Here is a 14,974-nt window from a genome sequence, read left to right as displayed (position 1 = left end):
AACAATACGATGCGTCCCTCGAAATTTACGCAGTTCGCGGTGGAAACGGAAGTGGCTGACCCATCTCGGTATGGTGGGAAATTGAAGTTGGGCGAGTTAAACTGGCGAATTCACCTTCCAAACTCCTTTTTTGAAAGTTTGCTTGATGCTTCCTACACGCAATTGGCTGCTATGCCTTGGTTTGGTCGCTTGCTTCTCGGCTGTGACCGTTGCCGAAGACGGGATGATTTCGCTGTTCGACGGCAAGTCACTTGAAGGCTGGACCCAGTACGGCGGAAAAGCCAAGTACGTCGCGATCGACGGAGCGATTGTCGGCACATCCGTCCCCAATTCGCCGAACAGTTTCTTGGCAACGAACGAGATGTATGGCGACTTCATTCTCGAATACGAATTCAAAGTGAATAACGAACTCAACTCGGGCGTGCAGATTCGTTCGAATGTCTACGACGAGCCAAAAACTTACGATACCGGCAAAAAGAAGATCAAAGTCGGTGCGGGTCGAGTTCACGGGTACCAAGTCGAAATCGATCCCAACAAACCGACTCGGTTGTGGGCTGGTGGAATCTACGATGAAGGTCGCCGCGGTTGGCTATATCCTGGCCCGAAAGGCGGCGATGGAAAAGCGTTCACGGAACAAGGTCAAAAGATCTATAAGATGGACGGCTGGAACAAAGTCCGCGTCGAGTGCAAAGGCGATTCGATTCGCACGTACCTCAACGGCGAACTCCGGGCCGACTTCAAAGACGACATGACACCCAAAGGCTTCATCGCGCTGCAAGTTCACGGAGTCGGTGGCCGCAAAGATCCGCTAACGGCGATGTGGCGAAACATCCGTATTAAGCCGCTGGATCACGACGAGTAACCTTCCGCTTCGCTGACAACCACGGTTGCAGCGAGATCGCGGTGATAAACCCAAGCGTAGCCACGCTGATGATGGCCCAAAACCGGAAACCCGGCGGTGCGTACCAGAATCGAACGGTATGCTCGCCGGGTTTTAACGCGACTCCGCGATGGACCAGATTGACCGGGATCACTTCCGTCAACTGTCCATTGACGGTCGCTCTCCAGCCAGGCGAATACAGATCACTGACGACGAGGTATCCTGGCGCGTCCAGTTTCGCTTGAATCGTCATGGAGTCAGGTCCGAATTCGACGATGACAGCCGGTTGAAATTTTTGACGTGAATCGCTTCCGTTCCAAACATCCCTCGCGACCAGGACTTCTTGACGCGGATTCAATCTGGCAAGGTGATCGATCATTGAGCGGGTATCCTGGACCTCAGTCGCCTGCCCGACAACAAACGCTCGCGGCAACCCATCCAGGTTTTCCCAAATCTCGAATGGCAATAAGTTTTCCTCGCTCAAGCGTGTTTTGGGATCGTGTTCGTCAAGGATCGCTTCCTCGGTCACGAACTTGGCTTCCGTCTTGCAAATGGCCCATTCTGATTGGTGCGCCGGATCAAGAGTAGGTCCGTTGGCCGGAACGACGGCATAACGCACGGCGAGTAAGTCCAAGATGTTCTGGCGATAGCGTGCGGGGTGAGCTGGCTTTAGGCCAATCAATTCCTGGTCCGGGGGATGATGGGGATCCAGAACGTCCATCAAAATCACCGCCCGCAACAACGGCACCGGATCGTAGGCATGAACCTTGGAAATCCCGTGGGTCCATGCCTCCCGATCAGAAAGCAGATTTTGGTCGACGATGACGCGGCGATAATCACCCGTGCCATTTCCAATTCGTTTCTTCAAGTAGCTCGTGATCGCGCTCTCGGATCGCAATTCGGGAATGACTCGCAAGACGACATGAGCATGACGGACGTTTTCAGCCGTTACGACACCCATGCAAACTACCGTGAAGCCGATCGCCAAAGCCTGACCACTTTGTCGGGACCGCGTTAGGAAGTCGACAATCGCTTGACTAGTGAATCCGCCCAAAAGGCATACTAACAGCGAAACCCAAAACAACAGTCGCACCGGCCCTCGAAACATCGAGACACCTGGGACGTACTTGTAGAACAACGGAAACATTGGCGTTTGTGTTCCTGCGGCAAACACCAAGCAAAGAAGCAAAGTGAGAAACAACCGCCATACCATGCGGTCATGAAATCGAACGACTGGAGCCAAGACCGCTGAGATCGTGAGCAGCACACCGAAGTGTAGCACGCTCTCCCAGTAGAAATATCCGGGGCCGTGGTAATTCGTCGGGCCGCCAAACACGAACGGATTCCATAGTTGCCAGAGACTCTCTAGGCGGATGCTCATAGTGGCAGCTCGTTCGATATCCACTCCGCTTGCCCGCACGGCTTGATGGGTGTATGCGTACGTTGGTCCCAATTCGATTGCGATCAATCCAATCAATGCGATTCCCGTTAGAACCCAATCTCGCGCCAGCGTGACTGACGAAGGTTGACGTCTTCGAGCGGCCGGTGACAGTAACTCCCAGAGAACCCATAGGCTCAATGTGAGAATGAGATAGAACAACTCCTGAACGTGTCCGGCGAAGAACGCCATCGAAAAGATGCCCGCTAACAAGGGCACACTGAATTGGCGGTTTTCCCGAAGACGTAGGAACCCCCAAAGACCCCAAGGGAGCCAAGCAGCCACGCAGATTTGGTTGTAGTGCCCTTCTCCGACATGTGCGATCAAGAACGGTGCCGACGAAAACGCACAGCCGACTAGAACACAAATTCCCCAGCTCCACCTCCACCAATTCCCAAGCACATACACGCCGATCCCTGCAAAAATGAGATGGCCGACCATAATCCAGCCCGGCAACCAAGCCGCTGTGGTCATGAGGAACAGCCAGTTTGGCGGATAAAACATTGCGGATTGGGGATTTCCCAGCCACGGAATTCCGCTCAATCCGTAGGGATTCCACATCGGCGGATGTCCGGCCTGTTCCCAACCGATGCTTAGAAAACTTCGCCACGGCAACATGTTCGCGGTAAGGTCGTTGCGTCCGCCATTTTGTGGCCCAACCAGCACACCGGTCGGTTCAGCGACCAATCGATGCACACACGCCAGAACCGCGATTGTGATGACCAGAAACGCCCAAAAATGACGAAGCCAAGGCGTGGTAAGGGAGTTGGGCATAAGACGGGCAAGCGGCTGCGAAGTCGAAAACTGACGAAAACCTCATGCTAAAACGCGAACTGACCAGTGGCGAGCGATTTTCGGAGAATTCGCAGAACCGTCAGCGTTTGCCGCCAGAGTCATCCTGACACATCTGTACCAACGTGGTATAATTCCACATTAACGATTTGCCGACCAGAACAAAGGAACTGTGAACGGTGCAAACGCGGGCATTTCTGATCGTTGTTGTGTTGGTAGTGATTGTCGCTGCAGGATGGAGTTGCGTGCGGCTGTCGAGTACGCATGAACCTCAAGTGACTCCAGTCGATGAGTTGGAATTCAACGTCATCGACCAATCTGAGAGCGATTGGCGTCAAGAATTAACTGCCGAGCAGTATTTCGTGCTTCGTGAAAAAGGCACAGAACCGCCGTTCAAGAACGCTTATTGGGACGAGCACCGTGTGGGTGTCTATCACTGCGCCGGTTGCGGTTTGCCGTTGTATTCCAGCGAGACAAAGTACGAATCTGGCACAGGGTGGCCGAGTTTCTATCAGCCGATCGATCAAGACAATATCGCGGAGGAGTTCGACTACAAACTCTTTCTGCGACGAACGGAAGTCCTGTGTCGGCGTTGTGGTGGCCACCTCGGTCACGTTTTTTCGGATGGCCCGGAACCGACCGGTTTGCGGTACTGCATGAACTCGGCGGCCTTAGATTTTCGACCCTCGAATTCGGCGGAAGATCATGAAGCTCAATAAACCATTGATTGCCGCCAGTGTCGGGTGGCTTGGAATGCTGCTGACGACGTTTTCCGGCTGTGGAACCAACATCGAACCTCAACAATCTGTGGCTGCCATGCCTGAATCTGCCCCGCAAAATCCATCTGATAACGACAACACCAAGAACGCTGAAACAGGCGAAATCGTCCTCGCGGGCGGTTGCTTCTGGTGTACTGAGGCCGTATTCGAAGAACTCAAGGGGGTGAAGACGGTCGACAGTGGTTATTCCGGCGGAAACGAAGGGGATGCGTCTTATACGCTGGTATCCGCGGGGTTGACGAATCATGCCGAATCGATCCGAGTCCGTTATAACCCGGAGCAAATCCAGCTCGAGCAGATTCTCGAAGTGTTCTTCCTCGTCGCTCATGACCCGACACAGAAGAATCGGCAAGGGGCTGACATCGGGAAGCATTACCGTTCAGCGGTGTTCTATTCGAGCGCCGCTCAGAAGCAGGCGGTTGAAAACTTCATCAAGAAACTTGAGACGAAAAAGGTGTTTGATGCTCCGATCGTCACCACGTTAGAACCGCTGAAAGGTTTCTACGTCGCGGAGGAATATCACCAAAACTACGCTCGATTGCAGAGCAGCAACCCGTATATCCAATGCGTTGCGATGCCGAAACTAGCGAAAGTTCGTGAGAAGTACAAAGATTGGTTGGTCGACGAGCAATAACCTTAGTTGAGACTCGACTTGGCGACAGGGAGCGTGAGTTGAAAACATGCTCCCTGATCGACCGAACAATCGCACTGCAAATCGCCGCCCATGCTGCGTGCCAACCGCCGGGACAACGCTAATCCCAGGCCAACACCCGGAGCCGAATGTGCGGCTTCGTGGGCCGACTTCGAGAACGGTCGGAACAATCGACGGGCCTGGCGGTGGGAAACCCCGGGACCGAAGTCACGGACGGAAATCACCGCGGTCTGGCCCTGTCTTCGAACGGTGATTTCGATCTTGGAATTCAACTCATCGCCGCCGTATTTACACGCGTTGTCGACGAGGTTGAACAGAATCCGTTCGACTGCCCCCGAGTCGCCGGAAATTTGGACGTCTTCCGTAGCGGATTTAAACTCCAACGTCCGACCCGACCGGTTGGCCCGCTCCTGCAAGGTGGAACGCAGTCGTTCGAAGAAATCGGCGATGTCGATTTCTTCAATGGCGTTCGGGCGACGTGTGTTTTCCAGCCGGGCATATGAGAGCACGTTTTCCACGAGGTGCCCTAATCGCTCGGCTTCGATCCGCAAGGTTTGCAAGTAATGTCGTCGTTTTTCCGGCGCCGAAACCATGCCGTCCACGAGCATTTCTGTGTAAAGCCGGAACGTCGTCAACGGGGTACGTAGTTCGTGCGTAACTGCCGAGACGAAAGCTCCCCGACGTTCGCTGAGTCGAATCGCACAATTCAACACCCATCCCACCGCAACTGCTGCCACGAACCAGCACCCCCATGCGATCACCAGCGAAACTCGGAGCGGCGTCCAAAGTGGTAGCGACTCCGGCGGCGGTAAACCCGGAGTGAGACGCAGCGGCAACGCAGCCAACTGTAAGCCGTTCTCCGCCGTTTCCGATGGCACTAACTCGGCGTCTGGCAACAGGTCTTGAATGTCGTCGAGCAACTGCGAACGAATCGTGTTCCAATCAAGCCAGCATCCCTGAACAAACTGTGTTTTCCCTTCTTCCACCGGGCGGACGAGCATCAGCAATCCATCCTGCCAAACTCCCTGCATCGGGCCGAGGACCCGCAGAGTCTCTTCCGATCGTGGTAACCCCATTGGAGACTGCATCCCTCCACGAGCGGTGTTATCCATGACATTTTGGGAACGTTTTCGAAATTCGTTCTGGTTCCGCGAAAATTCTTGGGCGGCAAGCTGTTGGTAGGAAGAGTTGCTCTGAACCGTGAATGGATCAGCCGATTGATTCGGTGATGCTTGTTGCAACTCAAGCTCGTTATAGACCTCAGGCGGATCGAGTGGTTGCTGTTTCAATAAACGCTCGAGCAGATTCGTAGATTCGACCGCGGCACACAACGCAGTAGGGAAGGTGGATGTGTCTGCCACAGGTTTATTCGGCAGCACGCAAAACATCCGATTGTCTTGCCGGAATTCGAAGCGGAGTCGCACGAACTCCGTCGGCTCCGACTTTTGACGATAAACCGTCGCCGACCGACCGCTTTCTCGCGCGATGAGTGGCACCAGAATCGAATCCATCCGCCATAACGCCAACCGATTCGATTCCGATTGTCGCACGAGATCCCGCTCTGCGGTTTCCAATTCCAAGACCGTTTGGCTGATCCACACCAACGCCGCTGTCACGACGATCAAAGAGGCGAAGAAACCAAACCACAGCAACCGCGAACGCATCAACGGTCCTCCTGGGTTGCGACTTCGGGGACGACCAACTCGTATCCCCGTCCTCGAACGGTCCGCAACATTTGGGAGCTCGAATTGCGATCGCGAATTTTCTCTCGCAACCGGGCGACCTGCATATCGATCGCTCGTGTATTAAGACCACGTGGATCGATATGCCACACGTGTGACATCAATTCTTCCCGCGAAATGACGCGACCGGCGTGCGTCCGCAGATACCGAAGCAATTCAGCTTCACGTTCGGTGAGTTCTGCTTCGGTACCGTCTTCGAACTCGATGAGTCCACGATCGAAGTCGATGGTTGCGTGGGGCAAACAGAAGGGAACGTCGTGTGAAGAACGCTCGGGCGAGCGTCGCAACACCGCTTCGACACGGGCTGTTAACTCTCTAATGCTAAACGGTTTAACGACATAGTCATCCGCTCCCAATCGCAGCCCGGCAACGCGATCGTTTTCGTCCCCACGGGCAGAGAGAATGATAATCGGTACCGTTGGGCGTTCCTGGCGGACTGCCTGCAGAATCTCCAAGCCACTCAAACCCGGCAAGACTAGATCGAGCACGAGCAAATCGTACACGCATTCCAACGCGAGTTTCAGACCATGATCACCGCGACCGGCTTCGAGAATATCGAAACCGGCGAACTCGAAAGCGTCGACCAAGCCGCGACGAATAGCCGGGTCGTCTTCGATTGTAAGAATACGCTGCTTCATGAAATTGATCTCGTGGGGAACAATTACTCACAGTATAGACGACGTCTGACCGGCAGACGTAACGACTTGGTAACAGGTGTAATTTCAAGTTCAGAGCAACCTCGGACGAACTTCCCAGAGGTTTTCTGTCTTCAAAATTTCGGATCCGACTTGTCTGCCAACGTACCGATGACGCGTTCGGACCAAATTTGGTTCCCAGAAACCGGATATCTACCTTAACAGACCGCAATTGCCGATGATTTCGTCTTGACGTCGAACCACGAATCTGCGAGAAGCCCGCACCTCTCTCTCTACAGCAAAAACTCACTCACTTTCGCGGACCGAAGAAGCACGTATTCTCGTGCCCTGCGGTCGGGGTCTGAACATGCAACACATCTTCATGCGGACCGTTCTCGCGGCGCTACCGTTCTGCGTGAGCGTCGGCTGTGCTCACATGGCTGAAAAGCAAGTCATCACAGCATTTACGACAGCTCTCGAGCAAGAGGACTATCAGACGCTGAAAGTCCATACCAGCGACGAGTTCAATACGCGAGCCCTTCGCACCGCCGAAGCGATGGAGGATATTCAGATTCTCCGTGTCCCGACGGGTGATGTTTCGGTGGTGGAAGTTCAAGATGAATCCGACACCGAAAAGCTTGTGACTGTCACTAACGGCAAAAGCTCGAAGAAGACGTACTATCGGCTGAAAAAGTCTGAGGGGTCGAAAGAGTGGGTCGTGGATGACGTTTACCTTCGCCAGAACAAAGGTGGTGTGAAGGTCGATAAGTCCGTTGCAGAGCAAATGGACCTGTTGCTGAGCGTGCGGGCGTTTCTCGACACTTGGCATGAAGGACAACGCGATCAGGTGTTGTCTGTCGTCACCGTGGAACTGGCAGATACGCTGAGGGATTTGCCGCCGGAACATCTCGATCGGCTAACGAAACAGGTTGTCGCAGAGCATGGTGCGTCGAAGTCGTTTCGACCGAAAGCCCAATTGGACGACGATGTGGCGATCGTCTCTTTGCCACGTAAGACTGGCAAGATGCTCCTGAAAATGAAACTGCTCGAGAATCGTTGGAAAGTGGCCGACGTGGCGGTGGAGTCTCGTAAGGACAAGGAACACATCGAATCGCTGAAGAAAACCGCGATGGCGATGCAATCGGTGACTCGATTCTTGAACGCCTACGCCGAGCAAAACCGCGAGCAGTTGAAGACTGTGTGTCATCCGAAACTCTTCGAAGATTGCCTAGCATTGGCGGATCTTTCGCAAGAGAAACTTCCGAGTGGCAAACTCGACGGTGCAGAATACTACGTCAAGATGGAAGGCCGACAGGCGGATTATATTATTGAACAACCCAACCGCGTGGTCCGGTTAAGCCTGTCTCGCGGCGGCGTGGAATTGCAGGAGATTCCGGAAGATTCGCCGTATGTCGTTGAAGAAGTTACGCTTTACGAAACTGGTGGTCCGTCGGACCAGGTGGCGGAAAAACGGTTGTCTGTCGTATTCACAGGACAAGCCATTCTGTCGCTGTTCCAAGAAGCCGTCCGCGACGGCAACCTGCCGATGATTCGAAATCTCGTGACTGCCGACTTCAACGAACGAGTCTGGCGAATGGTGCCCAACGAAGACGTTTCGCAGTTGGCTCCGCAGTTGTTCTCCAATCCGATCGATCGCATCGTTGACACGCAGTTTGATGGAGCCGTTAGCCGTTTCATCGTCTCACAAGGTGGGTTGGATCTGACCTATGTGTTACTTGACCATCGCGGACGTGTTCGTGTGGACGACGTGAAATTCGAGAACGAAGATCAAATCGTTTCGATGAAAGAAACGATGGAAATTCTTTTGCCGATCCGCACGTATGCCTCAGCGTTGGCGGCGGGTGACACTGGCACGCTACAGCGGTACTCTTCCAACGATTTGAACCGTTTGGTTTGGACGCAAGCGGAGGACGTTCCGAAAGCGGGTCAGGTTGTGATTTCGCACCTTGGATGCCCGCTGACCGATATCCGCGAAGTCGGCACCGATAGTATGATGGTCGTGCTGGGCGATGAAAACTTTGGGGCGAAAGTCATGCTCGTCAATGAACACGGTCACCGTCTGGTGGACGACATCATCGTCATCAACGGCAAGCAACCGGAAGAACGGGCGTTCCATAAACGGGTATTGCGGACCGAGATTGCCTACCATGCTTCACAGGATACGTTGCCGTCGCGAAAGTCGATGCAACCAGCCAGCCCGGTACCGGCGCACATTGGAGGAGACGCTCCGCAGGTGCTGACAGCGGAGCAAACGGCACCGGCTCAACAATTGTCGAAGGAACCGGCCCCGGTAGAACCCGTCGCCATGCCTGCATGGCCGTCTGCTTCACCCATTCAACCGGCCTCGTTCGAAGAAATGTCACGGGCGGAGTTCGCAGAACCTGCGACAAATGCATTACCCACCGGTGCCATTCCGTTGCCGATGGGTGACGAAGTTCCCAGCATGTCTTTCCAGCCCATCGAAGGACCGACGACGGAAGTGCCGAAACAGATGGAGCCTGTCGAATTCAAAAAATCTCCTTCAAAACCCAGCTTCCAAGTCGTCCCCGACGACGATGCATTCGCCTCCCCACCAGGGGTGGATTAGTTTTCCAGCAGGGTAAGCAGGAACTTTTTGATTCTTGAAATTCACGGATGGGGTTCGCTGTTAGCTCCGTCCGTGCTTTTATTGAAAGATCGTGTTGAGTAGTGCCCCGACGACGAATCCGCTGACCGCACCAATGGCGACTTGGTGAAGGGCATATCCAATTGCCCAAGCAAGTCCGCCCCGCCAGCCGACATATTCTCGGGCGAGTTTTCGGCCCATTGCTTCGCCGAACGATTCTTGCAACGTCTTGACAACGGTGCGTTGCTTCAGAGTCCCTAAAACGGCCCCCATAAGGGCTCCTTCGAGCGTCAAACCGATCGCACCACAAAGCGTCCAGATTCCAAGTGACGGCCAGGGAATGTCGGGGGACATCGCTGAGCGGAGCAGCCAAGCCGCTGGAATGACACCCGCTAAAGTCGCGGCGATGAGTGCCGGAAACTGCAGCTGATTGGCGAATCGATGACGCTCCGCCTCCCATTGTGGCAGGAATCCTCCTAGCCCGGAGAACGGACTCACATCGTGTCGTGACGCCCATGCGCTCCAGGAAATCGCGATTCCGCGTAGACTGCTCATGGCAAATAGCCCCAGTCCGCCCCCGAACAGCCAGAGTTGCTCGTTGGTCCATGCGGTACTCACCAGCTGCCCGAAGACCCGAGCAATCGCTCCCCCACCCAGAAACCCCACAAGCCAAGTTAGGATCCAAGGAAACGCGCCGGTCAACGCCCTCAGTGCACTTACGGATAGTAGGAATGCGAACCCTAATGGTAGTAGAAGTACTGCCAAAAGCGGCGTGAGTAGGAAGGGCGTATTCAGCCGCGATTCCGGTTCCGGCGGCTCTGACGGGGGTGACAAGGGTTCCTGCTTTCTAGAGCGTGTATACGAATGTGCTCAGGGAGTTCATAGTTCGCGCGCAAGACACAACTCGGCGGTTAGAAACAAGATAGCAACTCGGTGGCACGGTCGGGACTGCTCCGCAAAAACTTGCGAATTCATCGGTCTTCAACCGGAAATTGTTTCCATCTTGACAGAGAAGCCGTCGATAATCAAAGATTAGGTCTGTCGCGGGGACCATCGCCCCAGGCCACGATCGATGAATAACGGACGATCCAGACATCGGCAATGGTGAAAATTCATCCACACATGAATTCTTCCATGATTGATCCACTCTCAATGACCTACTTTACCGAAATTGCCTCGATGAACAGTTTTGAGTCGGTCCGGCGAACATGTCCGCGCTTCTGCGGCTCCCACCGCATCCGTCCACGGCCTCAAACACGAGGACCCGCTCCATGTCATATAAGACCGATGGAGTCACCGTAGATTCTGAATACTTCTTACGGGACGTTCGAAGGTTCAGCTACCCAATAATCAGTCTGACGGCGTTTCTTCTGACAACGGGATTGTTTCGACACTCTTCCGTTTATGCCGAAGAACCGGCGGCAGCCCAGGCTCAAGAAACTCAAGAACCGATCAAAGGTTCCCCCGACGGACAGGGTCTCAATGTCCCCTGGCGAGTCGATCGGAGTCTCGAACAACTCCTCCGTCGAGCTGACGACTTTGCAGCCGACAAACGCTTTGAAGAGGCGATTTCTCTCTGGCAAGAAGCTCTCAATCATGCGGATCGAGCAGCTTCCACGAGCACTAGCCAGACGATCGAAACGCTGCTCCGCGACCGCGAACGCAAATTCCTGTACGGTACGTTTCAGCCGTTTCGTCGCGAGATCGAGGCCCGGTTAGCCAATCTTCCCGAATCCGGTAGCCGTCTCTATCAATTGCAGGCCAACACCGAGGCCAAAGTTCTGCTCAACAATGCCGATGAAATGTCGGCGCGGGAAATCGATCGAGACATCGCCCAACGGTTCTTTCTGAGCGATCACGGTGACGACGCACTCTGGCGACGTGCTGCCAATGCGTTCGATCGGCACGACTTCGTCGGCGCAAGCCGCATGCTGGATCGCATTCTGCATGAGCATCCTCGCAACAGCATTCCGCGTGATTGGTTGTACCTGCGAAAGGCGATCGTGGAGTCCCGATTGGGAGAATTGCGGAAAGCCCAGGAAAGTTGGCTCGCGTTTCAATCACTGGAGAATAGTCAAGTTCCCATGCGGGTTCGACGGGCAGTCGAACGTGATCTGCAGCAGTCATTGGCGCGAGCCGATCGATCGGGACTTAGTGAGACAAATTATCGACAATCGACGTTCTTACTCGGCGACACACTGAACGGGAAACCGGTGACCGAGTCCTGGGTTCATTCATTCGATCAGCCAATGATCGTGAAGACAGAAGGTGCCGCCGAGCCGAGCGAACTGACTTATCACCAAATCCTCGAACATTGGCAGTCGAACGGTTGGCGACCGGCGATTGATCTCGTCTCGCGTGATGGTCGGCTGTACTTTTACGGAACCGAACATGTCACGTGTTGCGATGTCGAAACCGGCCGATTTCTTTGGCACACCACACACGGGAACGAGTACGCCTTCGATGGGCAATCTCGGGCCTATGGGAACGCGGCCAGTGGGCGGGATCAGGTTCGTCCTGCGGATCTCGGCAGCGTGCGAGTGTTTGGGGACCGTGTCCATCCCATGCTGACGGTGCATGAGGGGCATCTTTATTGTCTAGAAGGTCGTGTTTTGGACATCGGCAAACACAGTGCCGGTGGAGACTCTCCATTTCCTGATACCGAATCCGGGCGTTCGCGGTTGGGACCGATTTCACTCGCCGCTTATGACGCGAAAACGGGGAAATTGCGATGGTCGCGTCAAGCAACCGAAGCCGTCGGTATGCTGGACGATGCTGTTTTACCGAGCGGATTTCTCGCAGCTCCTGTGAAAAATGGCAATCGTCTTTACGTACCGGTCAGTCGCTCTGGCGAGATTGTCATGCTCGCTTTGGATGCAGCGACCGGTGAGACGATCTGGCAGACAATACTTTGCGACGAACCGGCGACAGGCGCTGTTCCATGGTCGCCAGTGGGGCTCAGCGTCGAGGGTAGCGACCTGTATGTGGCAACGGGCGTGGGTCTCGTCTTTGCACTCGACACGCAAACCGGTCAGATGCACTGGGCGACACGCTATGATCGTACGGGGGTCCGCAAGGCGACAGCCGGCGGACGTCCACAAGCAAGTGATTGGTTAGCTGAAATCGACGGTTGGGAAACCGATCAACTGTTCGTCAGCGGGGCGACACTCATCGTATTGCCATCCGACTTCGGCCGTTTGGTCGCGTTGGACTGTCGCACGGGAGCCTTGAAATGGGATTCACCACGGGCCACCGACGCGCATCAGTTCGGTTCCACGTTGGGGACCGCAAGTAAACTCACAAAGAAATCCTTGTCACCAGAAGCAAGCGAAGACAAGCGGGCGGCGGATTACCTCATCGGTCACACGTCTTCCGAATTGTTTGTCGGCGGTCGGCGAGTCGTCCGATGCTACGGCATTCATACCGGGAAATTGTTGTGGGAAACACGTGTCGAAAACGCCTGCGGTCGCGGGTTGCTCGTCAACGACGCCCTGTACATTCCCGATGGCAAACTGATTCGACAGCTCGATTTGGAAACTGGAACACCGATCGCTAGCACGACTTTCCTCAGTGCCACCGATGAACCGGTCGGCAACTTGGCAAGTGATGGTCGACGGTTGCTCATGGTGGGGTGTGAGCGGATTCTGTCGGTCATCGAACTGGACGAAAAGTTGCAGGAGCTAAAACACGAAGTCCTCGCGGGCGATCCTGGCTCGTCTTTGTTGCGTATGAAGCTGAACGCGCGACAGGGAAATCTTGGTCAGGCGATCGGAGATTTGCGTGTGGTGGAAAGTCTGCTGCGACAACGATCCGGTTTGCGAGCCGCACGCCAAGCGGTTGTTGAGGGAATGATCGAACTTGACTTAGCGAACACCCGTCCGGAACTGGCAATTCAATGGCTCGCCGATAGTTACCGTGTAGCGATTGCGGAGTCGAACTCCGCCAGCACTTCGGGGAGTCAACACGATGACTCCATCGCGGATTCTCGGCCTCGGGCCTTACTGGAAACGGCACTCGTGGCGATCACTCGCTCTGTCCCAGACCCAACAAAAGCGGTGCGGTATGCAAGTGCCGAAGACGATGGCGTCTCTCCGCAGGCCAGTGAATCGCTTTATCCCATCTTGCAGAACGCATGGTTGTGGCGGTTGGCAAAACTGGAAGACGCAGCCACTCGTGCGGTCGCCAAGATCGTCGAGGAAAATAGCACTTCGTACTTGTTCGACTCGTTGGCCCAAGCGGACCCTCTGACTCGGCGTCTCGCGATTGCGGGTTTGTCGCGGTTGGAGTCTCCGAAGGTGATGTCGGCGTTGGAATTCGCGTTGGAAGACCCTGCCGACGAAGTGCGTCTGCGAGCGGCAGTCGCATTGTTGAATCGCGGCCATCAAGAAAGTTTATGGACGCTAATTTCGCTTCTCGAAAGCTCGGATTTGTCGACGAGACGACGTGCGATCGCAGCACTTCGCACCGCGACCTCCCAACAGTTCGGCTACAACCACGAAGTCGTCGAAGAGGCGGATCTCGCGGCAATTGAACAATGGGCGGATTGGTTTGACCAATCAGGCATGGCGGCGGATTTGAATCTGCCCGTGAGAGTCGATGAAGCCCCCATGGGGCGAATGCTGCTCACCAACAACAAGTTGCAACGAGTCCGAGAAGTCGACGAGCATGGTGACGAACTATGGTCGAAGAACAACATGAAAAACGTCTGGAGTTGTCGAGGGTTCGCCGACGGACATCGCGTCGTGACCACGACAACAAGCCCACGTGCAGTCATCGAGTACGATGCCAACGGCCGAGAGGTCTGGAAAAAATCGGACTTGCCTGGCACACCGTTCTCGGCCACGCGTCTGAGCAACGGTAATATTCTGGTGGCCTGCAACAACAAAAAAGTGTACGAGTATCGGCGCGATGACTCCGTCGCTCGAACCATTGACGTACCTGGGATTCCACAGTTCGTCACACGACTCGACAATGGCAACACGTTGATTGCATTGGCCGGTTCCGGTTCCACGCCGGGCGAAGTTCGCGAGATTGATCTCCAAGGCAAGCTCGTTTGGCAGGTCAACACGCTGCGGAGCCCGGTGAGTGTGCAAAGGCTGGAAAACGGACATACGCTCGTAGCAGATAGCTCGACCCGATTGATCCAGGAGTTCGAAACGAACGGCCAACCCGTGTGGGTGCACCGTTGGCAAGGACATCATCGGCTCAATTGCGTGCAACGTGTTCCCGGCGGGAAGACTCTGGTCGTGGATGACGAAGGCCTTGCAGAAATCGATCTGCGTGGTCGAGTCACCCGGCGAATCCATGAAGCCGGTTTACGTTGCGTGAGTCAGTTTTAGGGAGCGTGGTCGGATGAAGTGATTCATCCGCTGTTTCTCCATTCTCAATTCAACATCTGAGTCTTGGTCAACGGAAGTTCGTTCCGAACTC

The 14,974-nt window shown here is 54.8% G+C and carries 9 protein-coding genes; 5 read left to right on the top strand and 4 right to left on the bottom strand.

Annotation, left to right across the window (positions count from 1 at the left end; all coding sequences use genetic code 11):
- Positions 1 to 145 precede the first annotated feature (145 nt).
- Positions 146 to 862, top strand: a complete 717-nt coding sequence (locus AC5DDB_RS01200) for a 3-keto-disaccharide hydrolase (RefSeq protein WP_491737837.1) — start codon at positions 146 to 148, stop codon at positions 860 to 862.
- On the opposite strand, the gene AC5DDB_RS01195 is transcribed toward AC5DDB_RS01200, so the two are convergent.
- On the bottom strand, positions 837 to 3,092 hold the full coding sequence (locus tag AC5DDB_RS01195; protein ID WP_491737836.1) for a YfhO family protein: 2,256 nt from the start codon (positions 3,090 to 3,092) through the stop codon (positions 837 to 839). The two genes, AC5DDB_RS01200 and AC5DDB_RS01195, sit on opposite strands and share 26 nt — an antisense overlap.
- Before the next feature lie 197 nt (positions 3,093 to 3,289).
- On the opposite strand from AC5DDB_RS01195, the gene msrB reads away from it, so the two are divergent.
- Both msrB and msrA read left to right on the top strand, forming a co-directional pair.
- On the top strand, positions 3,290 to 3,829 hold the full coding sequence (msrB, locus tag AC5DDB_RS01190; RefSeq protein ID WP_491737835.1) for a peptide-methionine (R)-S-oxide reductase MsrB: 540 nt from the start codon (positions 3,290 to 3,292) through the stop codon (positions 3,827 to 3,829).
- Entirely contained in the window at positions 3,816 to 4,523 is a 708-nt protein-coding gene (msrA, locus tag AC5DDB_RS01185) for a peptide-methionine (S)-S-oxide reductase MsrA (RefSeq protein WP_491737834.1), read from the top strand. Before msrB ends, msrA begins: the two co-directional genes overlap by 14 nt.
- A 2-nt stretch (positions 4,524 to 4,525) precedes the next feature.
- Here msrA and AC5DDB_RS01180 read toward each other — a convergent pair whose 3' ends face one another.
- Complete coding sequence (locus tag AC5DDB_RS01180; protein WP_491737833.1) at positions 4,526 to 6,205, bottom strand: sensor histidine kinase; 1,680 nt, start codon at positions 6,203 to 6,205, stop codon at positions 4,526 to 4,528.
- A complete protein-coding gene (locus AC5DDB_RS01175) occupies positions 6,205 to 6,921 on the bottom strand; it encodes a response regulator transcription factor (protein ID WP_491737832.1) in 717 nt (238 codons plus the stop codon). Before AC5DDB_RS01175 ends, AC5DDB_RS01180 begins: the two co-directional genes overlap by 1 nt.
- 364 nt (positions 6,922 to 7,285) lie before the next feature.
- Here AC5DDB_RS01175 and AC5DDB_RS01170 point away from each other — a divergent pair, with 364 nt between their 5' ends.
- Positions 7,286 to 9,526, top strand: a complete 2,241-nt coding sequence (locus AC5DDB_RS01170; RefSeq protein WP_491737831.1) for a hypothetical protein — start codon at positions 7,286 to 7,288, stop codon at positions 9,524 to 9,526.
- Positions 9,527 to 9,604: 78 nt separating this feature from the next.
- Here the strand turns inward: AC5DDB_RS01170 and AC5DDB_RS01165 are convergent, their stop codons facing one another.
- Positions 9,605 to 10,378 carry a hypothetical protein gene (locus AC5DDB_RS01165; protein WP_491737830.1) on the bottom strand — a complete coding sequence of 258 codons (774 nt, stop codon included), beginning with the start codon at positions 10,376 to 10,378 and terminating at the stop codon, positions 9,605 to 9,607.
- A gap of 437 nt (positions 10,379 to 10,815) precedes the next feature.
- Here AC5DDB_RS01165 and AC5DDB_RS01160 point away from each other — a divergent pair, with 437 nt between their 5' ends.
- Positions 10,816 to 14,883, top strand: coding sequence for an outer membrane protein assembly factor BamB family protein (locus AC5DDB_RS01160; protein WP_491737829.1), 4,068 nt, complete (start codon positions 10,816 to 10,818; stop codon positions 14,881 to 14,883).
- Positions 14,884 to 14,974: the final 91 nt, after the last annotated feature.

The sequence above is a fragment of the Thalassoroseus sp. genome, assembly GCF_984380535.1.
This window is presented reverse-complemented; position numbering and strand designations above follow the sequence as displayed.

Coding starts and splice junctions, on each gene's coding strand:
- AC5DDB_RS01200 (WP_491737837.1), top strand. CDS start 146: ATGCTTCCTACACGCAATTGGCTGCTATGCCTTGGTTTGGTCGCTTGC.
- AC5DDB_RS01170 (WP_491737831.1), top strand. CDS start 7,286: ATGCAACACATCTTCATGCGGACCGTTCTCGCGGCGCTACCGTTCTGC.
- AC5DDB_RS01175 (WP_491737832.1), bottom strand. CDS start 6,921: ATGAAGCAGCGTATTCTTACAATCGAAGACGACCCGGCTATTCGTCGC.
- msrA (WP_491737834.1), top strand. CDS start 3,816: ATGAAGCTCAATAAACCATTGATTGCCGCCAGTGTCGGGTGGCTTGGA.
- AC5DDB_RS01195 (WP_491737836.1), bottom strand. CDS start 3,092: ATGCCCAACTCCCTTACCACGCCTTGGCTTCGTCATTTTTGGGCGTTT.
- AC5DDB_RS01160 (WP_491737829.1), top strand. CDS start 10,816: ATGTCATATAAGACCGATGGAGTCACCGTAGATTCTGAATACTTCTTA.
- AC5DDB_RS01180 (WP_491737833.1), bottom strand. CDS start 6,205: ATGCGTTCGCGGTTGCTGTGGTTTGGTTTCTTCGCCTCTTTGATCGTC.